Raw genomic sequence first — 21760 nt, 5'->3', positions numbered from 1 at the left:
CTAAAACCCGTGCGGCAGCCACGGCGCGACAGCCGAGCCGAACGCCACCGACGCCTCCGCGAGCGCCCCCGGCCGCAGCTCCCGCACCCGCCCGGCCCCGGCCAGCTCCAGCAGTGACACGTCACCGAGATAGGCCGCGCCCAACTCCCGTACGGACAGGGCGAGATCGGCCGGCTCCTCGGTCCGCTTGCAGGACGCGCCGCCCTTCGCGTCACCCGTGAGCCGCCAACGCCCCTCGTTCCAGGGGCAGAAGGCGTCCCGCACCTCGAACACGACGTCCACGGGCCTGAGATACGTACGAGCTTCGAGGGCTCCGCCCACATCCACCAGACGTACGTGCATCGAGTCACGCACCCGTACGTCGCACCGCCGGATGTCGGAGACCAGCGAGAACAGCGGGTCGTCCACCGGAAGGTTCTCGCACTCCACGGTCTCCGTCAGGTCGATGGAGCACAGGAACCGCCACAGCGCCGCGTACGCCGCGGGCTCGACCGCGGTCACCTCGCGCACCATGACAGTGCTTTGATCCAGCCCGTGCGCGGACTCCGGCTTCACGTGGAAACGCGCGAACCCGACCGTCTCCCCGCCCAGTTCAGCGACTACGCACTGCAGCGGCGACGCCCCGCCCCGCTCCCGCTCGGGGTCGAGCAGCGGCAGTCGCTCCCAGCCGGGCAACCGGGCGAGCATCCCGGGCCGCGTCCCCACGGTCCGCAGATACACGGCCTCGCAGCGCTCGGCGGCCTCCGCCACCTCCACGTACCGAAGCCGCACGTCGTCGGCCTCGGCGGGCGCGTCGACGCGCACCCGCTGCGACTCGACGCGCACCGTGGCCTTGCGGGTCCCGGTTCCGTAGCCGAACCGTCCGTAGATCACGGGTTCGGACGCCGTGAGGACCGCGAGAGGCTCGCCCCACCCGCGTACGTCGTCGAGTTGACGGCGCATCATTTCGGTCAGGATGCCGCGCCTGCGGTGCGTCGCGGCGACGCTGACCATGGTCACGCCCGCCGCGGTCACGAAGGCCCCGCCCGGCACCGCGACGCGGAAGGGGAAGGACCCCGCCGTGCCCACGCACTCCGCCCCGTCCCAGACTCCGAGCGAGCGGTCCAGGGCGGTCAGCTCCCGGTAGAGCTCGCGCTCCTCCGGTGCCTCGGCCACTCCGCCGAAGGCCCGCTCCAGCTTCCCGTACCAGTCGTTCCACTCGCTGTCCCGCAAGGTGCGCAGATCGGTCGTCATATGCCATCCCTACCAGGGCGGGCAGCGGCGGGCGAGGGAATTTACCGCCCGCGGCGGGGCCTGTACCGGGGCTGACAGGCGTGCCCGGAAAGGGGGACAAGTGGGACCTCCCGTGCACAGGTCCCGACCCGGTGGATAGGGTCCACGAACAATGGCGGTACGACGAGAGCGGCGCGGGCGCGCACAGCGCGCGGAGGCCGATACGTTCCCGGCCCGGTTGAGAATGCGCGTACACCGGGTCCGCACAGCCGTGCGCAAATCCGGAGTGGACTACTTCCGCGGGGACGGCTCGGACTGGATCGCGCTCGTCGGACTGCTCATCACCATCCCGGTGATCGCCTGCGCCACCATCCTCAACCCGGTGTGGTGCGCGCCCGCCATCCTCGTCCTGCCGATCGTCGCGGGTGGCCTGCTGCTGCGCCCCGCCAGCCTGCTCGGCCTGTACGCGGCGGCGGCCGCTGCGCTGATCGTCGAATCGTTCCAGCTCGGCCCCTACACACAGCGCGCGGCAGGCGTCACGCCCGGCACCGTGCTCACGGTCGCGGCCTGCGGGTTCTTCGGCCTGCTCATCGCCCAGTTCCGCAGCCGGGTGGGCGTGCCCTGGCGGCGTGGCGGAACGATGCTCTTCGACCTGCGCGAGCGGATCCGCACGCAGAGCCGGCTGCCCAAGCTGCCGCAGGGCTGGCACCGTGAGATGGCGCTGCGCCCGGCGGGCGGCCAGTCGTTCTCCGGCGACTTCGTGGTGGCGGCGCGTACGAACAACGGCCGCACCCTTGAGGTCGTCCTCACGGACGTGTCGGGCAAGGGCATGGACGCGGCCTCGCGTGCACTGCTACTGGCCGGCGCCTTCAGCGGTCTGCTCGGCTCGCTGCCGCCGCACGCCTTCCTGCCCGCGGCGAACGGCTATCTGCTCCGCCAGGACTGGGACGAGGGCTTCGCGACCTCGATCCACCTTGTCCTGGACCTCGAATCGGGGGACTACGAGCTGTACTCCGCGGGCCACCCGCCGGGCCTGCAACTCAGCGCGGGCACCGGGCGCTGGGAGGAGAAGGCGGCCGAGGGCCCGCTCCTCGGCGTCTACGACGGGGCCGAATTCGACGCCACGAAGGGCACCTTGCGCCCCGGCGACGTGCTGATGCTGTTCACGGACGGCCTCGTCGAGACCTCCGAGCGGGACATCAGCGAGGGCATGGACCGCCTCACCGGGGAAGCCGACCGGTATGTGACCGGCGGCTTCCACGGTGCGGCCTGGCACCTCATCGAGGCGGTGGCCAAGGATGTCAACGACGACCGGGCGCTGCTGCTGATCTGCCGGGACGCTTAAGGGGCCCAAGGGGCCCAAGGGGTCCCACGGGCCCCGGCACTCCCGGCCGCTATACCCCGGCGCCGACCCGTGGTTCCTCGGTCAGGGGCGCCCGTTCCTTGACCGGCAGGATCCGGGCCAGCCATTCGGAGCGGCCCGCGGCCATCGGGCCGAGCACCGCGAGCAGCAGCACGTATCCCGCGATGAACGGCGAGAGGCGTTCGTCGAGCCCCGCCCCCGCGGCCATCGTGGCGAGGATCAGCGCGAACTCGCCGCGCGCCAGCAACGTGGTCGCGATGTTCGCCGCGGGCCCGGACCCGAACCCGTAGATCTTCGCGCCGCCGATTCCGGCGAGCACGTTCATGACGAGCGTCAGCGCGACCGCGGCGAGCACCGGCCACACCACGGACGGCAGGTCACCGGGGTCGATGGAGAGCCCGAACCCGAAGAAGAAGATCGCCCCGAAGGCGTCCCGCAGCGGGTGCACCAGCGTGCGGATCCGCTCGCCGGAAGCGGTCGAGCCGAGCATCAGGCCGACCATGAACGCGCCGATGGCGTCGGCGACACCGAACCACTCGGAGACCCCGGCCACGAAGACGGCGGTGCCGAGGAAGGAGATGACGAGCAGCTCGTCGTCCTTGGTGTTGAAGAGCATGCCGACGATCCGCGTCCCGAAGCGCGCCGCGAGGGCGAGCAGCAGCAGGAACCCGAAGGCCTTGCCGCCGTCGAGCACGGCGGCCCCGAGCGAGTCCGCGCCGGACAGGATCGGTTGCAGGGCGGCCAGATACAGGGCGAGGAAGATGTCCTCGACGACGATGATCCCGAGGATCGGCTTGGTCTCGGGGTTCCCGAGCCGGCCGGTGTCCACGAGCACCTTGGTGACGATCGCGGACGACGAGATGCCGAGCACCCCGGCGAGGACCAGAGCTTCGGATGTGCCCCAGCCGAGGGCGAATCCGAAACCGAGGCCGGCGCCGACGTTCAGCGCGAGGTACGTCCCTCCGGCGACGGCCATCTTGCGGCCGCCGGTCTTCAGATCGTCCATGTGGAACTCGAGGCCGAGATAGAAGAGCAGCAGTACGAGGCCGAGCGCGGAGAGCATCTCCAGGTCGTGCGGGTCGGAGAGCAGCACGACGCCCGGCGTGTGGGGGCCGAGCAGGATCCCGGCCAGGATGAACAGGGGAATGGTGGGGAGGCCTATCCGCCCTCCCAGGCGGGCGAGGACGGCTGCCGCGAGAAAGGCACCGCCCATGGCGATCAAGGTGTCCGCGTGTCCGATGGGCCCGTTCCTCCTTGGTCTTGAAGCCCGGTCGTCAGGACCGACCAGAGGCTTTGGTCAAGAGAGCGTCAAGAAAACGTCAATACTTAGCTTACCAAAGGACCTGAGGGGGGTATCCGGGGCCGTGTGAGAGGGCGCCCGTACGATCGCCTCAATCGCCGGCGGGGCTTGATAAATCAAGCCCCGCCGGCGATTGAGGCGCGGGGTCCGGGGCGGAGCCCCGTGGGCGGAGGGACGGCGCGGCGCCGGCTTGCGTGAAGGCCTGAGCTGCCTGGCCGCAGGCCTACGGCAGGATCGAGTCCACGTAACCGCCGTCCACCCGCAGAGCACCGCCGGTCGTGGCGCTCGACTGGCCGGAGGCCAGGTAGACCACCATGTTCGCGATCTCCTCCGGCTCGATGAGCCGTTGCAGCAGGGACTGCGGGCGGTGCTCGCGCATAAAGGCGCGCTGCGCCTCGTCCCAGGGCAGCTCGCGGTCGACCAACTCGTAGACGAAGTCCTCGACACCGCCCGTGTGGGTGGGACCCGCGATGACGGAGTTGACGGTCACACCGCTGCCGGCGGCCTGCTTCGCGAAGCCGCGGGTCACCGAGAGCAGCGCCGTCTTGGACATCCCGTAGTGGATCATCTCGGCGGGGATCACCACGGCCGAGTCGCTCGCGATGTTCTGGATCCGGCCCCAGCCACGCTCGGTCATGCCGGGCAGATAGTGCCGGATCAGCCGGACCGCGGACAGCACGTTGACCTCGAAGTAGCGGCGCCACTCCGCGTCGGTGATCTTCAGGGGGTCGGCGGAGCCGAAGATGCCCAGGTTGTTGACCAGGATGTCGATGTGGGGGAGCGCCGCGGCGGCGTCCCGCAGGCCGTCCTCCGTGGTGACGTCGGCCGCGACCGGCACCAGGCCGGCGCCGGGTACGTCGGCTCTGATCCGGGCCACGGCCTCGTCCACGCGCTCCCGGGTCCGGCCGTTGACGCCGACGCGGGCCCCGGACCGGGCCAGACCCGTCGCGATGGCGGCGCCGATGCCCTGGGTGGATCCGGTGACCAGGGCGGTGCGTCCCGTCAGGTTGATCTGCATGAGGCCGGGCTCCTCGCGGTTCGGGTGAGAGTGGTCGGGGCCCCCGGTCCCACCCTTACCCGAACCACGTCAGGCCCGCTGCCTGGCCCGCGCCGTCTCGGTGGCGTCCTTCTTGAACGCCCACGGCATCCTCGGCTCCATGGCGAAACGGAAGGCCCGCTGCACCGGTGGCGTGCACAGGGCGGTGACGACCGCGCCCGCGATGAGCGTGACGGCGACCTCGCCGTACGGGGTGTGCACCCAGTCCGCGTCGAACCAGCCCCAGAACCGCGAGCCCTTCGCCAGGAACCCGTGCAGCAGGTAGCCGTACAGCGTCCCGGCGCCGAGCACCGTGAACCACGTCTTCCGCCCCGGCACCCACGAGAAGAAGCACGCGGTGAGCACGATCGAGCAGCCGAACAGGGCGAGCGTCATGACGACGCCGACCCACCACGGGACGCCCAGCTCCTGCGCGCTGTCGCGGTGGTAGAACCACACCGACGTCATGCGCGGAGCCGCCCAGTAGGCGAGCGGGAAGGCGCAGGCCGCGATCGGCACGGACAGGATCCGCACCTCGCGCCGCCGCACGAGCTGGAAGTGCTCGGGCTTCAGGAACAGGCCGAGCACGAAGAACGGCAGGAACTGCAGCACGCGCTGCAGGTCCAGGTCGTCGCCGATGTCGGGGGAGACCGCGGCGAGCACGGCGATCGCGATGGAGAGCGGGATCGGCCAGCGGACGATCTTCCACAGCGGCGTGGTGAGCCGCCAGATGAACAGCGCGACGAGGAACCAGGTCAGAAACCATGGGTCGAGCAGGCTGATCGGATGTGTGGGGTCGTCGTCGGCCCACCTCTTGAAGAGGCTGTACGCGACCTCGAAGATCACGTAGGGCACGGCGACGCCGGTGATGAGCCGTCGCAGCCGGTCGGGCCGCATGTCGAAGCTGCGCGAGAAATAGCCGGAGATGATGATGAACGCCGGCATGTGGAACGTGTAGACGATCTCGTACAGCGCTTCGGCGGTACGGCTGCCGCCCGTCAGGGGCTCCCAGGAGTGGCCCATCGCGACGAAGACGATGGCCAGGTATTTGGCGTTGTCGAAGAACGCGTCGCGCTGCTTGGGCTTGACGGGGGCTTCGGCCGGAGCGGGGGCCGGTGTCTGCTGGGTCTTCTGCGGAGTGACATCCGCCGCGGGCCGCGCGGCCGGTGGCAGCGGGGTGCGGTGCGAGCCCTGCGGGTGCAGCGAGTTGGTCACGGGCCCTCCCACCAGGAACTCGGGGAGAACGTGGAGGGCCGCACTGCGCCGGTGGGGACGATGGCAGCGTGGAACATCTGAGGCACCTTAGTGCGGCCGCTGTGATTTCGTAAAACCATCGATTCGATTCCTCCTCGGCGTTTCCAGGTACCCCGTTTGTGCGGAAGTCGGCATGGAGTTTGTGCGGTTGTGCCCCATCGGTTTGCCCGCCCTAGGTGAAATGACCGATTCGTCCCGTGCGGCTTGGTCAGTAATTGGACATCGCATTTCCTTGATTTTCCTGTGTGCAAACCAAGGGGAAACTGAGAGAAGCCTGCAGGCCGCGAGGGCGGCGCGCGCGTGGGGGACGCGGGGCGATAGAAACGATCAAGCCGAAACCCGCCGGTACGTGGCCGACGATGCGTCACGGGCCGCATACAGGTGCCGGGTTGGTGGCACGATGGTTCTGGCGGGGGGTGGGGCTGAACCCCCCGGGCCGGGAGAGCGGACCGACCTAGGGTGTGATCAGTGTGGCCATTTCGCTGTCAGTGGTGCTGTTGTTGGCGATCGTCCTCGTCGTCCTCATGCGCGGCGGCTCGATCAAGGCGGGGCCCGCCATAGTCGCGGTGCTCTTCGGCTTCTTCCTCGCATCGACCGGAATGGCGCCTGCGATCAACAACTTCCTCAACTCGGTCGCGGACAGTGTCAGCGCGATCCATTTCTGAAGGCCCCTGTCAGGACACCCGGCGGAGGCCCGCGAAAAAGCCTCCGGCCCGGTCCACGAGGAGTGGATCCGGGCCGGAGGCTTTTCACAAGAGCGGGCGACGGGAATCGAACCCGCGTAGCTAGTTTGGAAGATCGCGTACGCGCACCCGGCCTGACCAGGCAAGATGCTGACCTGTGCGTTCTCGTAGCGCTCGCCGGTAGTCCCCGTGGTTCCCCGGCGCGTGCCGGTCCATCGGGCACGTGAGGGACACGGACGATCTAGGGGGCTTCGTCTCCGTCTTCGCGCATCTGCCGCTCCATCGACTTCTCCATGCGCCGTTCCAGCCGGAGTGCGAGTTTGTAGCTGATGCAACCGGTCACGAGCGCAGAGCCTATGGCTCCGCCTGTGGGTCCGCCTATGGCTCCGCCTATGGGCACAAGGCCGGAGTCCACCGCCGCACCTGTGATGATTCCCACCAGTAGCGGGGGCAGGAAGGCGCACAGGCCGAAGCACACTGCGATGAACTCCTCGCCTGAAACTGGCCTGTGGGGCCCTCCGCCGCTGCTCATCTAGTCCAGGGTGCGGCATGGTCACCGACAGCGTGTAGGGACCTTGGGCCTTTCCCCACAAACCGCCCGGACCGTCGGCGCCTTCTTGACCACAGCGGTTCCCGGTTCCCATCCCGTCCGCCGTCGACCCACACGCAGTGGAGCGGGCGTGGTTCATGGCGTCCAGGTGGAGCGCGCCACTGTACGAACGACCTGGACGCCATGGGCCACGTCTGCTCGGCTTTGCCTGGGTCGACGGCGGACGGGATGGGAACCCTTCACGCAACCACCCGCGGATCCGCACCCGGCAGCGTTCCCCCGGCCCCCGGTGCCGGAGCGCCCCCGCCGGAGGCATCGTCTTTGACCGTGACCAGTGACCTTGGTCTCTCCCGCATCGCCGAGTGCTCGTGTCACCGTGGAGGCATGAACATGAACGGCCCTATCCAGCACCACGACAGATGGACGCGCCCGCCAGTGGCTGTCCTTGCTGTGGTGTGCGCGCTCGGAGCTGCGGTCGTGGTGTGGAAGCTGGGCGGCGCGGGCTCCGGCTTCGGCGCCGTCGTGGCCGGGATTCTGGGCTTCATCGGTGGCGGTTGGATCGGCACGCGGCTCTTTCCGGGGTACGACGACGGCGACGACGGTTAGTCACGAAGAGCCGGGTTTCCCCTTCGCCCGCATCGCACGCGAGCGCGCCGCCGGGCGCGGCCGGCCGGTGGCGAAGACAAGGAGGCCGTCCGCGCCGCAAGGCGGCGCGCGCCCGCGCCGTGCGCGGGCCTTGATGAAGTAGGGAAAGTTCCACCGCGCTCGTGGTGATCCGGAACGACCGGCTTCACCCTGTTGGGCGGCCTGCTGATTCGGCTACGGTGCGAATCATGCCTCTTGCACTGGATACGCCTCAGGGAGCGGCCGAACTGGCTGAGTCTCTGCTGCCCCCGCTCGGGAATCGTTGGCTGCACACACAGGCTGTTGCAGCCCGGGCGCGCGAGGCTTCGGCGGCTGTACCTGAGGCGGAACGTGATCTCCTCGTCGCCTCTGCCTGGCTGCATGACATCGGGTATGCCCCAGAGTTGCGCGGGACTGGGTTTCACCCCATTGACGGGGCCCGGCACCTGGCCTCCCTCGGCGCTCCCGACCGGCTCGTGCGGCTGGTTGCTCACCATTCCGGAGCTGTGTACGAGGCAGAGCAGCGCGGCATGTCCGCCGAGTTGGCCGTGTATGAGCGTGAGGACTCGCCGCTCCTCGATGCGCTGATCTACGCCGACATGACGACTGGCCCCGCCGGGCAGTCCTTCGACTTTGATCGTCGTATGGACGAGATCCTTGATCGGTACGAGGCGGGCAGCGTCGTGCACACCGCGATCAGCAAGGCTCGCCCGTACCTGAGTGGGGCTGTCGAGCGCACGCGTGCCCGGCTCCGTGGTTGATCAACCGATGTAGGGAGCGGGCCGGTTGGACAAGCCGTGTTCGATTCGCATCCGCATGGACGGATGGATGCTGAGCTCACCCAACCGATCCGGTGCGACGAACGCGACTTCCTTGCTCTCACTGCTCGTTCGGGGCTCGCCGCCGACGATGCGGGCGGTGAAGCAGATCGAGAACTGTTGGCGTACCTCTCCGTCGTCGTACGCCATGACGTGACCGGGGTCGGTGTAGAGGCCGGTCAGCCCCGTCACTTCGACGTCGAACCCGGTTTCTTCCTTGGTCTCGCGTACGGCGGCGTCGGCAACCGACTCGCCGACTTCGACGCCCCCGCCGGGGAGTGCCCACAGGTCGTTGTCGGTCTTGTGGATCAGCAGGACTTCTCCGGCCTCGTTGACGGCAACAGCGACCACCGAGGGGACGATGCTGTTCGCCTTCGGGGCGTTCGGATCATTCACGTAGTCGATGCGGGCCATGCTCTCAGCGTCGCATGCCGGGCTGGCTGACCGCTCTACGCTGGGCGCCCTCGTTCCCACGCGTAGTCAAAGCTCTTCATGTAGTGCCGGAAGGTCCGGGCTCCGGGCAGGTACCGGAAGTGCATGACCGGGTTCTGTCCGGCTGGCGCTCCGAGAACGTGCGGGTTCACCAACACGTCGTCGTCGAACCGGTAGATCGAGTTGTACAGGATCGTGTCGTGAAGCCTGACCTCGACGCCGGGGACGTTCATCGCCGGTTCGAGGTACTGGCGCGTGATCCGGGCCCGGGCCGCCAAGCCGTCCCCGATCCCTTCCTCTTCCCCGCGCTGCTTGATCATTGGTGCGTCGGGGTCGCCAAGAAGGATGCGAACCTCGGTTCCTGATCCAGCCTTCTCGGCCAACTGGTCGGCCAGGTCCGGGTGCCCGTCGAAGAGGAAGAGTCCCGCGTACACGAGGATCTCGACGTGGCTCGTGGCGTTCTCGATGAGGTAGTCCCACAGGTTCGCCGGAACTGCTCCCCGGTGCGGGTAGTACGTGATCAGCTCTGATGCGCTGGCCGTGTCCGCCTGCTTCTCGACCGCGGGCCACAGGTAGACCTCATCCGCTCCGAGGTACTGCGCCGCCTTCCAGCGGTGAGTCCGGTGCGGCGTCCGGTCCTTGGAGATCCACCGCTCGACACTCTTGGGGTCGATGCCGACGTGATCGGCAAGGGTCTGGATGGTCTCGCCCTTCGCGGAGATCGCTGAGCGCAGTCGGTCGTTCGCCATGATGCCGCTCCCTCTAACTCGCCCTGTTTGGCGGCGTGTTGGGACGCTGGGACGTTTTCGACGATACCGAAGACGTCCCCAAAGGTCCATAGGGTCGGTGCTCCGTCCACCCCCTTCGGGAGTCTCCTGGTCTCACCGCCGAACAGCGGGTCAATTCCCCGCAAGATCAGGAGAAGAGACGATGCGTCAGATTCCCGTCGACACTTCCGCCGCCGTCGTGATGGTGGCCAAGCCTCCGCAGCCCAAGGTCAAGGACCGCCGTACCGGTGAGATCGCCACGGACATCGAGTCCGGCGCTTCGCTGATGACCGTGGAGGTCATGTTCTCCTCCAACGATGAGGTGGAGATCCTTCCCGTCACCGTTCCTGAGCCGGGCATCTCCGGTGAGCTGGTGATGGGGACGCCGGTCGCGCTGACCGGGCTGATCGCTCGTCCGTGGGAGAACGACTTCGGTAACGGCACGCGGCACGGGATCTCCTTCCGCGCGGTCGCCGTCACCTCGCTCGCCGCGGGTGCCTCGAAGCCGAAGGCGGCCTGAGCCATGACATGGCTGCTCGCCGTCGTGTTGCTGGTCGTTGCTGCCGCGGGTCTCCTGCGGTGGCGGCGCCCCGCCTGGTACTGGCTGACCTTCGGGGTCACCCTCGCCGTGCTGCGCGTCCTGGTCCGGTACGGCTCGGTCATGGACGCCTGTGGCCTGACCGTCCCGCCCGCTCGCTGGCGGCTGCGTCTGGCCAGGCTGACCCATCGGGAGATGCCCGGTCCGCGGGCCCCGCGCATCCTGCGTGTCCGTCCGACACGGACCGGCCTTGTCTTGCGGCTGGGGCTGCGACCTGGACAGGACGCCTTCGATGTGGCCGCGTCCACGGACCGGCTGCGGCATTCGTTCGCGATGTACGGCGTCACCTCGCGCGAACTGCGCTCGGGCGTCGTCGAGCTGCGGATGACCGGCTATGACGTGCTCAAGCGGGTGCAGATGCCCGCCCTGACAGACCCGGCACCGATGCGCATCCCGGTCGCCCTGCGCGAAGACGGCGCGGTGCATTACCGCGACTTCCGGGCCATCCCGCACGGCCTGACGATCGGCGCCACGGAGTCCGGCAAGTCCGTCTACCTGCGCAACTTGGTGACCGAACTCGCCTCGCGTGATGTGGCGCTGGTCGGCATCGACTGCAAACAGGGAGTCGAGCTGTTCCCGCTTGCCCGCCGGTTCTCGGCGCTGGCTGACAACCCCGATACCGCGGCCGATCTCCTCGACGCACTCGTTGACCACATGGAGGGCGTCTACCAGATCATCCGCGCACACCAAGGTGTCGCGTCCGCGATCCCGGATGCGGAGATCGCCGCGGACATCTGGGACCTGCCCGAGGACCTGCGCCCGGTCCCGATCGTCGTCCTCGTCGACGAGGTGGCCGAACTCGCCCTGTACGCCAGCAGGGCAGAGGAGAAGCGTCGCGATCGGATCATCACGTCCCTGGTCCGCCTGGCCCAGCTCGGCCGTGCGGCCGGTGTCTATCTGGAGATCTGCGGGCAACGCTTCGGCTCGGAGCTGGGCAAGGGCATCACGATGCTGCGCGCCCAGCTCACCGGGCGGACCGCACACCGCGTCAATGACGAGACGAGCGCGAACATGGCCTTCGGGGACATCGCCCCGGACGCCGTACTCGCCGCGATCTCCATCCCCGCCGATGCACACGGCGTCGCGATCTCCGGCGACTCGACCGGCGGTTGGTCCCGCATCCGGGCGCCGTACACCTCGCTGCGCAAGGCCGTGAACGTCTGCAACCGGTACGCCGAGCGCACCCCGGACCTGCCCGAGCTGGCGCCATTCCGGCCTGCGCTGCCGCACCTGAAGCCGGTCCCGGCTCCGGCTGTCGAGAAGTCCGCCGCGACGGCTGCCTGACCCCTCCTCGTACTCCGGTCGGCGCGACCGCCTCGCGCCACGTCCCTACCCCGCCCATGCCTGATCACCGGAAGGAGCACCACCCATGGCCACACGCAAGAGCCCCGCCCGCAAGGCCGCGACCCCGCCGAAGTGCAAGACCTGCAAGGGCTCCGGAGAGATCTCGACCGCGGTCCGGGTCGGCGGACGCAAGCAGCGGACCACCGATCACCAGCAGACCGGCATGTGCCTGGCCTGCTTCGGCTCCGGCGAAGCCACCGACTGAACACCTGCCGGGACCGGGCGGCCGGACTCCGTGAGCCCCGCCCGGCCCTGGCCCCAACTCCCTGAAGGAGGTGAAGACATGCTCCGCTCGATCCGTCTGGATGCCGTACTCGTACAAGCCGTGATCGCCGGTGCGCTGTCCTTCGCCCACCTGCACGACCTTGCCGCCGCGGCCGGACAAGACGGCTGGAAGGCATGGGCCTACCCGATCTCGGTCGACCTGCTGTTGGTTGCGGCATGGCGGCGGCTGCGGGCCGACGGGCCCTCGCGCCTGGCGTGGAGCTGGTTCCTGGTCGCGCTGGTCGCCTCGCTCGGCGCCAACGTCGCCACCGCAGGATTCCTCGATCTCGCTCACCCGCCCGCTTGGCTGCGTTTCGGGGTCGCCGGATGGCCCGCTCTCGCGTTCCTCGGCGGCACGCTCCTCGCTCACTCGGCAACCGTGCGGTCGCCCGCCGACACCGCGGCCGGGGACCGGGTGCCGGTTCCGCCGGCGCCCGCAGCCCCGGCCCCCGAACCGGTCTCCGCTCCTGATGCGGCCCCGGCTCTGCCCGAATCGCCGACCGTCCCTGAGGTGCCTGCCGCGCTGGTCGACCACGCCCGCAAGGTCGCCGACGACCACCGCGCCCGAACCGGCGCCTCGATCGACACCGACACCCTGCGCGCCCGCCTCGGCGTCCCGGCTCCGATGGCCGACGCGATCGCCGCTCAACTCACCTGACTGACAAGGAGAACCGATCGTCATGCCTGCCCGCGACTTCTTCCACTCCGTGATGAGTATCGGCCCTGTGCGGATCGGCACCCACCGCGACCGGCACGGCCACACCAAGCACGCGGCCGTGTGCACCTCCGAGCGCTGCGGCTGGTCCGCCGACTACGGCAGCCAGTCCGCCGCCCAGCTCGCTGCCCGTACCCACCGCTGCAAGGTCCGCTGAGGAGCCCAGTCATGGACGTACCGCTGTGGTTCTTCGTCGCGTGCGTCGGACTCGTCGGCATCCGGCTCATCCGCCCGCCGTGGTGGTTGATCGCCCTGCTGTTGCTCGGCGGCTACCTCCTCGCCGACAGCCTGCTTTCCCCGGTCATCGACACAGCCGTCAACAAGTAGCCCGCCCTGAAAGGAGATCCACCATGCTCCGTCCGAAGATCCCGACCATGCCCGCACCTACGGGGTACGTCACCCCGCCCGCCGTGGTCGAGCCGACGAGCGTCGTCCCGCACCACACCCCCGAGCCGTACGCCCCGGCCCCCATGCCGACTCGGCCGACGGTCCAGCTCACCCCCGGCGCCCTGGCCCTGCTCGTCGGCGGCGGTACCGCGGCGGTCCTCGTCGTCGGAACCGTCCTCGTCTCGATGCTCCTCGCCGTTGCGGTCACCGCGGGCTCGCTCGCGATCGTCGCGCTGGTCGTCCGCTCGCTCATCGCCTCCGAGCACAAGCACCGCTGACCGGCCCCCGGGCGGCCTCAACCACCAAGTCTCCGCCGCCCGGGCGCCGTCCCTGTCCGAACCAAAGATCCGGAAGGAACCTTCATCATGACCGACCGCATCCGCCACCTGGGACGGGTCTGCCCGAACTGCGACGGCTTCCCCCTCGTCGCCGTATCCTCCGGCCTCGGCCGCGACAACCGCGGGAACCTGCCCGTCGTCACAGTCACCTGCCACACCTGCAAGGGCTCCGGTTCCCTCCGCCCGGCCCTCGCTGTCCGGAAGGTGGCCGCGTGACCGACTCCGCGACCTTCGCGGGCCTCGACCCGACCACCCTCGGCGACTTGATGCGGGTGGCCGGGTCCGACGGCTTCGACCGCTGGCAAGACCAGATCCGCCGAACCGGCGGCTGCGCCAACCCCATCCACCTGACCGGATGGACGCTGACCAAGGACAAGACGACCGGTGAGACCCTGCACCACTACTCGACCGAGACCGAGCCGGGTGGGCGCCTCCGCGTCGCCTGTGGCAACCGCCGGGCCTCCCGCTGCCCGGCCTGCGCCTGGACCTACGCCGGAGACACCTACCACCTGATCCGTGCCGGTCTCGTCGGCGACGACCGCCGGGACCTTGCGCCCACGGTCCGCGATCACCCGCGCGTCTTCGCCACCCTGACGGCGCCGTCCTTCGGCCCGGTCCACAACCGGCCGGACCGAGGAACCTGCCGCTGCGGCGCCCGCCATGCCCCGGACGATCCGGCCCTCGGCACGGCGCTCAATCCGGCAACCTACGACTACGCGGGCGCGGTCCTCTTCAACAACCTGTCCAGCGAGCTGTGGATGCGGTTCGTCAACCGGCTGCGCCGTGAGATCGCGGCTCGTGCCGGGATCACACAACGGGAACTCGCTGACACTGCCCGCGTCTCGTACGGCAAGGTCGCCGAATTCCAGAAGCGTGGTGCGATCCACTTCCACGCCGTGATTCGCCTCGACGGACCGGACGGGCCCGGCACCCCGCCTCCCTCCTGGGCCAGCGTCGGCCTGCTCGATGACGTGATCCGGGCCGCGGCACTGCACGCCTACACGAGCGTCAGCCTTCCGGCCGCCGACGGCCAACCGGCCCGCACCTTCCGCTGGGGCCAACAGCTCGATGTCCGCCCGGTCAAAGCGTTCGGGAACGGCTCCGAGATCACAGAGCAGGCAGTCGCCTCCTACGTCGCCAAGTACGCCACCAAGGCGGCAGAGAACACGGGCACCCTCGACCGCCGGATCGGGGAGCTGGCCGAACTCGATCGTCACGGCGTGCCCGACCATGCCCGCCGTCTGATCAAAGCGTGCAAGCTGCTCGATCCGCTCTACCCGGACCGCCGCCTCTGGGCCTGGGCGCACATGCTCGGCTTCCGCGGCCACTTCTCCTCCAAGTCGCGCCGGTACTCGACCACGCTCGGCGAACTCCGCCAGGCCCGCGCCGACTTCAGAGCCGCCCAAGAACGCGAAGCCCTCGGCCTGCCCGACTACGAGCCGGACACGGTGCTCGTGCTCGCTGACTGGCAGTACGCCGGGCACGGCCACACGCCGGGCGAGTCAGCCCTCGCCGCGTCGATCGCCCGAGACCTCCAACTGAACCGCGAGACAGCACGCGAAGCCCTGCAAGACCAACGCGCCTCGGAAGGAGTCGCAGCATGAATGATCGATACCTCAGCGTCGTCCAGGTCGCCGAACTCCTCGGCACGACCGTTCGTTTTCCGCGGCGCCTGATCGAGGAACGTCGGATCAAGTACGTCAAGGTCGGCCGACACGTCCGCATCCCTGAGAGCGCCGTACGCGACTACATCAGCGCGCACACGGTGGAGCCTCGTCGCCGGCTGGGGGTGGCTGCCTGATGCCCGGCAAACGTCGAGGGTTCGGCCGTGTCCGCAAGCTCCAGTCCGGCCGCTACCAGGCTCGCTACCTGGCACCTGACGGGCAGCTCCGTCCGGCGCCTGAGACCTTCCGCACCAAGAAGGACGCCGACGACTGGCTCGCCGACAAACAGGCAGAGCTACGCCGCGGCGACTGGCACGACCCGGACGCCGGGAAGGTCCCTTTCGGTCCGTACGCCACAGCGTGGATCAAGGAACGGGAGATCACGAGCACCACGCGACAGCTCTACGGCTCGCTCCTGAAGCACCACCTCGAACCCGCCTTCGGCCTCGTCAACGTGGCGGCGATCTCGCCCGCACTCGTTCGGAGCTGGCGTGCCGACAAGCTTGCGTCCGGGACGGGCCCGACCACGGTCGCCAAGGCGTACGCGCTGCTCCGCTCGATCCTGGGCACGGCCGTGGCAGACCAGATGATCAGGCGGAACCCGTGCCAGATCAAGGGGGCAAGCACCGTGCACACCCCGGAGCGGCCGACGGCCACTGTGGAAGAGGTCTACGCGCTCGCCGACGCGATCCAGCCGCGCTACCGGGCGCTCGTCCTCATGGCTGGCTTCCTCGGTCTGCGCTGGGGAGAGCTGGTCGGCCTGCATCGCCGTGACATCGACCTGGAGCACCGCACGGTACGGGTCCGGCGCTCGGTCGCTGAGCTGTTCAACGGACAGCAGGAGATCAAGGCACCCAAGAGCGCTGCGGGCAAGCGCACGGTTGGGATCCCGGTCGTGATCCTCGCGGAGATCCGCCTTCACCTCGGGCAGTACGCGGAGCCGGGCGCCGACGGTCGGGTCTTCATCGGCGTCAAGGGCGGGACCCCGCGGCGGAACCACTTCAACAAGCTGTGGCATGCGGCCTGCGAAGACGCCGAGATCAAGGGCTTGCACTTCCATGATCTCCGCCACACGGGCAACACCCTCGCAGCCTCGACCGGCGCGAGCACGCGGGAACTCATGGCCCGCATGGGACACAGCACGACCCGGGCCGCACTGATCTATCAGCACGCCAGTGCTGACCGTGACCGGCTGATCGCGGACGCCGTGAGCGAGATCGTGAAGAAGGGCCGGAAGAGCGGCAAGAAGTCCAAGAAGAAGAAAGATCGAAAGCGCAAGGGGCACGCGGGGGACACGGAGGACTGAACGGGCCCCTCGGAAACGATCAAGGCCAGGCAGAGGAAAGCGCCTCTGACCTGGCCTTGAGTCGTTTGGAGCGGGCGACGGGAATCGAACCCGCGTAGCTAGTTTGGAAGACTAGGGCTCTACCATTGAGCTACGCCCGCACAGCCGCACCGCAGGTCGGTGACCGCGGTACGCAGGCATCGTAGCGGGTCGAGGGCGCCGAGCGCACACCCCGTTTCCCGCGGCCCGCAGCGCGGGAGCCGCATGGCCTGCGGGCATGTACCCTACGTGTCGCACCGACGGGGTGTGGCGCAGCTTGGTAGCGCGTCCGCTTTGGGAGCGGAAGGCCGTGGGTTCAAATCCCGCCACCCCGACCAGCGTTCGGAGAGTGGCCGTCGCGGACAGGGCCGGCCACCCCGGGGTTCTCCAAGATCGCATTGTGGGTCAGCACCGGCGTGCCGTTACTATGCAAGCTGCATGCCCGTGTGTCTCTTAGCCGGGCACGATCCCAGAAGTCAGCCCCCAAGGAGACCCACCGTGAAGAGCGCCGTCGAGACCCTGAACCCGACCCGGGTTCGGCTCAGCATTGAGGTGCCCTTCGAGGAGCTCAAGGACAGCCTCGACGCGGCGTACAAGAAGATCAACCAGCAGGTCACGGTGAAGGGCTTCCGCAAGGGCAAGATCCCCGCCCGGGTCATCGACCAGCGCTTCGGCCGCGGTGCGGTTCTGGAGGAGGCCGTCAACGACGCGCTCCCGAAGTTCTACACCGAGGCCGTCAACGAGGCGGAGCTCAACGTCCTCGGTCAGCCCGAGGTCGACATCACCGACCTGAAGGACGGCGAGACGCTGAACTTCACTGCTGAGGTCGATGTACGCCCGACGATCGAGATCCCGGACTACTCCGGCATCGAGGTCGAGGTCGACGCCACAGAGGTCACCGAAGAGGACGTCGACAAGGCCGTCGAGCAGTTGCGCGACCGCTTCGCCTCCACCGCGCCGGTCGAGCGCGCCGCCGAGGACGGCGACGTCGTGACGATCGACCTGGAGGCCAAGGTCGAGGGCGAGGTCCTCGAGGACGGCGTCGCCTCCGGTGTCTCGTACACCATCGGTTCGGGCGAGCTCCTCGACGGCATCGACGACGCCGTCAAGGGTCTGGAGGCCGGTGGCGAGGCCACCTTCACCTCCGAGCTCAAGGGTGGCTCCGCCGAGGGCAAGGACGCCGAGGTCACCGTCAAGGTGAGCCAGGTCGCCGCGCGCGAACTGCCGGAGCTGGACGACGAGTTCGCGCAGCTCGCCTCCGAGTTCGACACCCTCGACGAGCTGAAGGCCGACAGCCGCAAGCGCCTCGAGAACCAGAAGCTGAACGACCAGGCCACGCAGGCCCAGGAGCGCGTCCTGGAGAAGCTGCTCGAGCTGGTCGAGGTCCCCGTCCCGGAGAAGCTGCTCGAGGACGAGGTCCAGACCCGCAAGCACAACCTCGAGAACCACCAGCTCGGCCAGATGGGCCTCGACCTCGAGAAGTTCCTCGAGATCCAGGGCAAGACGGTCGAGGAGTTCGACGCCGAGACGAGCGAGCAGGCCGTCAAGGGCATCAAGACGCAGTTCGTCCTCGACGAGCTCGTCAACAAGGAGAAGCTGAACGTCAGCCAGGAGGAGCTCACCGAGCACCTCATGCGCCGCGCCGCCTCCTCCGGCATGTCCCCCGACCAGTTCGCCCAGGCCGTCGTCGAGGGTGGCCAGGTCCCGATGCTGGTCGGCGAGGTCGCCCGCGGAAAGGCCCTTGCCGTGGTCGTCGAGGCCGCCACCGTCAAGGACACCAACGGCGAGGTCGTCGACCTGTCGGACGACGAGGAGGAGACGGAGGAGGCCACCGAGGCCGCCACCGAGTCCGCCGAGTCCGCCGAGGCCGAGGCCAAGTAACCGCTCCGTTCAGGAACGTGACTGAGGCCCCCGGAACCATCACGGTTCCGGGGGCCTCAGTGCCCCGTAAGGGGCGCGGGGAACTGCGCGCCCAGCCCCGATGGGGCGCATGACGCGTCGTGCCTGAGCTTCTGTGGCCGCCTGCGGTCATGCATGGGGATCGCGCAGTTCCCCGCGCCCCTGGGGAGCCGTGCTCAGCCACTCCGCACATGAGCGGAGCGAACCTGCGCTCACAGCGAACAGTTCCACTCGCGGGATTCTCCTGAGGGAGCCGCGCGTTAGGGTCCATGAAGAGGAGGGCAGGGGAGTCCGAGCACGGCCCCCGGCCCCAGCTAAAGACGCGAGACGGCGCGTAGCCGTCAGAGACGAGCAGGTGGATACGTGACGAATCTGATGCCTTCCGCCGCAGGCGAGCCGTCCATCGGTGGTGGCCTCGGCGACCATGTGTACAACCGGCTGCTCGGCGAGCGCATCGTCTTCCTCGGCCAGCAGGTCGACGACGACATCGCGAACAAGATCACCGCGCAGATGCTGCTCCTTGCCGCAGACCCGGACAAGGACATCTACCTCTACATCAACAGCCCCGGTGGCTCGGTGACGGCCGGCATGGCGATCTACGACACCATGCAGTACATCCCGAACGACGTCATCACCATCGGCATGGGCATGGCCGCCTCCATGGGCCAGTTCCTGCTGACCGGTGGCACGGCGGGCAAGCGCTTCGCGCTGCCGCACACCGACATCCTGATGCACCAGGGCTCCGCGGGCATCGGCGGTACCGCGTCGGACGTGAAGATCCAGGCCGAGTACCTGCTGCGCACGAAGAAGCGCATGGCCGAGATCACGGCCCTGCACTCCGGCCAGACCATCGAGACGATCATCCGTGACGGTGACCGCGACCGCTGGTTCACCACCGAGGAGGCCAAGGAGTACGGCCTCATCGACGAGATCATCACTGCCGCTACGGGCGTTCCGGGCGGCGGCGGCACCGGCGCCTGATCCTCGCGATCACGTCGGCACGGCCAGCCAAAGCCCACCCTCACCAGGACGGAACACCGACCATGAACAACTTCCCCGGCAGCGGCCTGTACACGGGCCCCCAGGTCGACAACCGCTACGTGGTGCCGCGCTTCGTCGAGCGCACCTCGCAGGGCGTGCGCGAGTACGACCCGTACGCGAAGCTCTTCGAGGAGCGCATCATCTTCCTCGGCGTGCAGATCGACGACGCGTCGGCCAACGACGTCATGGCGCAGCTGCTGTGCCTGGAGTCGATGGACCCGGACCGCGACATCTCGATCTACATCAACAGCCCCGGCGGCTCGTTCACGGCCCTCACGGCCATCTACGACACGATGCAGTTCGTGAAGCCGGACATCCAGACGGTCTGCATGGGCCAGGCCGCCTCCGCGGCCGCCGTCCTGCTGGCCGCCGGTACCCCCGGCAAGCGCATGGCGCTGACCAACGCGCGCGTGCTGATCCACCAGCCCTCCGGCGGCACCGGCCGTGAGCAGCTCTCCGACCTGGAAATCGCGGCCAACGAGATCATGCGTATGCGTGCTCAGCTGGAAGACATGCTGGCCAAGCACTCGACGACGCCGATCGAGAAGATCCGCGACGACATCGAGCGCGACAAGATCCTCACGGCCGATGACGCGCTCGCGTACGGCCTGGTCGACCAGGTCGTCTCGACGCGCAAGATGAACAACGAGGCGATCGCGTAGTAGGCGCTGTATCGTCTGCCGTCCCCTTGGCACGGTTCCCGTCAAAGTGAACCGTGCCAAGGGGGGCCCGAACGGGGGGCCCGGCAAGGTACCGTCGGATACAGGCACCAGGAGCCGCTTACGCGAGCGTCTCCCAGGCGAAGGGGAAGCACCTCGTGGCACGCATCGGTGACGGCGGCGATCTGCTCAAGTGCTCGTTCTGCGGAAAGAGTCAGAAGCAGGTCAAGAAGCTCATCGCAGGCCCCGGTGTATACATCTGCGACGAGTGCATCGACCTCTGCAACGAGATCATCGAGGAAGAGCTCGCAGAGACCAGTGAAGTGCGCTGGGAGGAACTGCCCAAGCCGCGCGAGATCTACGAGTTCCTCGAGAGCTACGTCGTAGGACAGGAAGCGGCCAAGAAGGCGCTGTCCGTCGCGGTGTACAACCACTACAAGCGCGTCCAGGCCGGCGAGAACGGCGGGGCGAACGGGCGGGACGACGCGATCGAACTCGCGAAGTCCAACATCCTCCTCCTCGGCCCGACCGGCTCCGGAAAGACGCTCCTCGCGCAGACGCTGGCGCGCATGCTCAACGTCCCGTTCGCCATCGCCGACGCGACGGCGCTGACGGAGGCCGGTTACGTCGGCGAGGACGTCGAGAACATTCTGCTGAAGCTGATCCAGGCGGCCGACTACGACGTCAAGAAGGCCGAGACCGGGATCATCTACATCGACGAGATCGACAAGGTCGCCCGCAAGTCGGAGAACCCGTCGATCACGCGTGACGTGAGCGGTGAGGGCGTACAGCAGGCCCTCCTCAAGATCCTTGAGGGCACCAGTGCCTCGGTTCCTCCGCAGGGCGGCCGCAAGCACCCGCACCAGGAGTTCATCCAGATCGACACGACGAACGTGCTGTTCATCGTGGGCGGCGCGTTCTCCGGTCTGGAGAAGATCATCGAGTCGCGGGCCGGCGCCAAGGGCATCGGCTTCGGGGCGACCCTGCACTCCAAGCGCGAGCTGGAGGAGAAGGACCAGTTCCAGGAGGTCATGCCGGAGGACCTGGTGAAGTTCGGGATGATCCCGGAGTTCATCGGCCGGCTCCCGGTCATCACCGCGGTCCAGAACCTCGACCGCGAGGCGCTGCTCCAGATCCTCGTCGAGCCGAAGAACGCTCTGGTCAAGCAGTACGAGCGGCTCTTCGAACTGGACGGTGTGGAGCTGGACTTCGAGCGCGAGGCGCTCGAGGCCATCGCCGACCAGGCGATCCTGCGCCGCACCGGCGCGCGAGGGCTGCGCGCCATCATGGAGGAGGTCCTCCAGTCGGTGATGTACGAGGTCCCGTCCCGCAAGGACGTGGCCCGTGTCGTCATCACCGCGGAGGCCGTCCACTCGAACGTGAACCCGACGCTGATCCCGCGGGACGCCCGCGGCGGCGGCAGCGGCGAACAGAAGTCGGCGTAGCCAAGCGTCAGTCTGCATGAGAAGGGCCCCGGTCGGATCTCCG

General features: G+C 68.5%; 25 protein-coding genes and 2 tRNA genes. 20 read left to right on the top strand and 7 right to left on the bottom strand.

Features of this window, described 5'->3' with window-relative positions; genetic code table 11:
• Positions 1-1233 carry a GNAT family N-acetyltransferase gene (locus ACWD2L_RS28870; RefSeq protein WP_351345841.1) on the bottom strand — a complete coding sequence of 411 codons (1233 nt, stop codon included), beginning with the start codon at positions 1231-1233 and terminating at the stop codon, positions 1-3.
• A gap of 151 nt (positions 1234-1384) precedes the next feature.
• On the opposite strand from ACWD2L_RS28870, the gene ACWD2L_RS28865 reads away from it, so the two are divergent.
• The gene (locus tag ACWD2L_RS28865; protein WP_351345838.1) at positions 1385-2557 is read left to right on the top strand and encodes a PP2C family protein-serine/threonine phosphatase; all 1173 of its coding nucleotides are present in this window, start codon (positions 1385-1387) and stop codon (positions 2555-2557) included.
• Positions 2558-2606: 49 nt separating this feature from the next.
• Here the strand turns inward: ACWD2L_RS28865 and ACWD2L_RS28860 are convergent, their stop codons facing one another.
• The 3 genes from ACWD2L_RS28860 to ACWD2L_RS28850 form a co-directional block, all read right to left on the bottom strand.
• The gene (locus ACWD2L_RS28860) at positions 2607-3788 is read right to left on the bottom strand and encodes a cation:proton antiporter (RefSeq protein WP_351345835.1); all 1182 of its coding nucleotides are present in this window, start codon (positions 3786-3788) and stop codon (positions 2607-2609) included.
• 310 nt (positions 3789-4098) lie between these two features.
• A complete protein-coding gene (locus tag ACWD2L_RS28855) occupies positions 4099-4893 on the bottom strand; it encodes an SDR family NAD(P)-dependent oxidoreductase (RefSeq protein WP_351341469.1) in 795 nt (264 codons plus the stop codon).
• 69 nt (positions 4894-4962) lie between these two features.
• Complete coding sequence (locus tag ACWD2L_RS28850) at positions 4963-6126, bottom strand: acyltransferase family protein (protein WP_351341467.1); 1164 nt, start codon at positions 6124-6126, stop codon at positions 4963-4965.
• Positions 6127-6635: 509 nt separating this feature from the next.
• Here ACWD2L_RS28850 and ACWD2L_RS28845 point away from each other — a divergent pair.
• From ACWD2L_RS28845 to ACWD2L_RS28835, 3 genes are all read left to right on the top strand, one after another.
• Entirely contained in the window at positions 6636-6830 is a 195-nt protein-coding gene (locus tag ACWD2L_RS28845; RefSeq protein WP_326022563.1) for a hypothetical protein, read from the top strand.
• Between the two features lie 1003 nt (positions 6831-7833).
• Entirely contained in the window at positions 7834-8004 is a 171-nt protein-coding gene (locus ACWD2L_RS28840) for a hypothetical protein (RefSeq protein ID WP_351341464.1), read from the top strand.
• Positions 8005-8231: 227 nt separating this feature from the next.
• Entirely contained in the window at positions 8232-8783 is a 552-nt protein-coding gene (locus ACWD2L_RS28835) for an HD domain-containing protein (protein WP_351341462.1), read from the top strand.
• Here ACWD2L_RS28835 and ACWD2L_RS28830 read toward each other — a convergent pair whose 3' ends face one another.
• Together ACWD2L_RS28830 and ACWD2L_RS28825 are read right to left on the bottom strand one after the other, a co-directional pair.
• The gene (locus tag ACWD2L_RS28830) at positions 8784-9254 is read right to left on the bottom strand and encodes an NUDIX hydrolase (RefSeq protein ID WP_351341460.1); all 471 of its coding nucleotides are present in this window, start codon (positions 9252-9254) and stop codon (positions 8784-8786) included.
• Between the two features lie 35 nt (positions 9255-9289).
• Positions 9290-10021 (bottom strand): XRE family transcriptional regulator, encoded by a 732-nt coding sequence (locus ACWD2L_RS28825; RefSeq protein WP_351341458.1) that lies wholly within the window; start codon positions 10019-10021, stop codon positions 9290-9292.
• Positions 10022-10202: 181 nt separating this feature from the next.
• Here ACWD2L_RS28825 and ACWD2L_RS28820 point away from each other — a divergent pair, with 181 nt between their 5' ends.
• The 11 genes from ACWD2L_RS28820 (at position 10203) to ACWD2L_RS28770 (ending at position 16655) form a co-directional block, all read left to right on the top strand.
• A complete protein-coding gene (locus ACWD2L_RS28820) occupies positions 10203-10559 on the top strand; it encodes an SCO3933 family regulatory protein (RefSeq protein ID WP_351341456.1) in 357 nt (118 codons plus the stop codon).
• A gap of 3 nt (positions 10560-10562) precedes the next feature.
• A complete protein-coding gene (locus tag ACWD2L_RS28815; protein WP_351341453.1) occupies positions 10563-11921 on the top strand; it encodes an FtsK/SpoIIIE domain-containing protein in 1359 nt (452 codons plus the stop codon).
• 85 nt (positions 11922-12006) lie between these two features.
• Entirely contained in the window at positions 12007-12186 is a 180-nt protein-coding gene (locus tag ACWD2L_RS28810; RefSeq protein WP_351341451.1) for a hypothetical protein, read from the top strand.
• Positions 12187-12264: 78 nt separating this feature from the next.
• On the top strand, positions 12265-12903 hold the full coding sequence (locus ACWD2L_RS28805) for a DUF2637 domain-containing protein (RefSeq protein WP_351341448.1): 639 nt from the start codon (positions 12265-12267) through the stop codon (positions 12901-12903).
• A gap of 22 nt (positions 12904-12925) precedes the next feature.
• Positions 12926-13117: a mobile element transfer protein gene (locus tag ACWD2L_RS28800; protein WP_351341445.1), complete on the top strand. Its 192-nt coding sequence runs from the start codon at positions 12926-12928 to the stop codon at positions 13115-13117.
• Positions 13118-13128: 11 nt separating this feature from the next.
• Positions 13129-13287, top strand: a complete 159-nt coding sequence (locus ACWD2L_RS28795; protein WP_351341442.1) for a hypothetical protein — start codon at positions 13129-13131, stop codon at positions 13285-13287.
• Positions 13288-13310: 23 nt separating this feature from the next.
• Positions 13311-13625: a SpdD-like protein gene (locus ACWD2L_RS28790; protein ID WP_351341439.1), complete on the top strand. Its 315-nt coding sequence runs from the start codon at positions 13311-13313 to the stop codon at positions 13623-13625.
• A gap of 87 nt (positions 13626-13712) precedes the next feature.
• Complete coding sequence (locus tag ACWD2L_RS28785) at positions 13713-13901, top strand: hypothetical protein (RefSeq protein ID WP_351341436.1); 189 nt, start codon at positions 13713-13715, stop codon at positions 13899-13901.
• Positions 13902-13951: 50 nt separating this feature from the next.
• On the top strand, positions 13952-15289 hold the full coding sequence (gene repSA / locus ACWD2L_RS28780; protein ID WP_451192244.1) for a replication initiator protein RepSA: 1338 nt from the start codon (positions 13952-13954) through the stop codon (positions 15287-15289).
• Complete coding sequence (locus ACWD2L_RS28775; protein WP_351341432.1) at positions 15286-15486, top strand: excisionase family DNA-binding protein; 201 nt, start codon at positions 15286-15288, stop codon at positions 15484-15486. The genes repSA and ACWD2L_RS28775 overlap by 4 nt, the downstream gene beginning before the upstream one ends.
• Positions 15486-16655: a tyrosine-type recombinase/integrase gene (locus ACWD2L_RS28770; RefSeq protein ID WP_351341429.1), complete on the top strand. Its 1170-nt coding sequence runs from the start codon at positions 15486-15488 to the stop codon at positions 16653-16655. Before ACWD2L_RS28775 ends, ACWD2L_RS28770 begins: the two co-directional genes overlap by 1 nt.
• Positions 16656-16721: 66 nt before the next feature.
• Here the strand turns inward: ACWD2L_RS28770 and ACWD2L_RS28765 are convergent.
• Positions 16722-16795, bottom strand: a tRNA-Gly gene (locus tag ACWD2L_RS28765).
• A 139-nt stretch (positions 16796-16934) separates the two neighbouring features.
• Between ACWD2L_RS28765 and ACWD2L_RS28760 the strand changes: the two genes are divergently transcribed.
• The 5 genes from ACWD2L_RS28760 (at position 16935) to clpX (ending at position 21717) form a co-directional block, all read left to right on the top strand.
• A tRNA-Pro gene (locus ACWD2L_RS28760) sits at positions 16935-17011 on the top strand.
• Between the two features lie 160 nt (positions 17012-17171).
• Positions 17172-18554: a trigger factor gene (gene tig, locus ACWD2L_RS28755; protein ID WP_351341426.1), complete on the top strand. Its 1383-nt coding sequence runs from the start codon at positions 17172-17174 to the stop codon at positions 18552-18554.
• A gap of 393 nt (positions 18555-18947) precedes the next feature.
• A complete protein-coding gene (locus tag ACWD2L_RS28750; RefSeq protein ID WP_351341472.1) occupies positions 18948-19553 on the top strand; it encodes an ATP-dependent Clp protease proteolytic subunit in 606 nt (201 codons plus the stop codon).
• Positions 19554-19615: 62 nt separating this feature from the next.
• On the top strand, positions 19616-20275 hold the full coding sequence (locus ACWD2L_RS28745) for an ATP-dependent Clp protease proteolytic subunit (protein WP_351341423.1): 660 nt from the start codon (positions 19616-19618) through the stop codon (positions 20273-20275).
• A gap of 155 nt (positions 20276-20430) precedes the next feature.
• The gene (gene clpX / locus ACWD2L_RS28740; RefSeq protein WP_351341421.1) at positions 20431-21717 is read left to right on the top strand and encodes an ATP-dependent Clp protease ATP-binding subunit ClpX; all 1287 of its coding nucleotides are present in this window, start codon (positions 20431-20433) and stop codon (positions 21715-21717) included.
• Positions 21718-21760: the final 43 nt, after the last annotated feature.

This window comes from Streptomyces sp. NPDC002754 (assembly GCF_053592315.1).
This window is presented reverse-complemented; position numbering and strand designations above follow the sequence as displayed.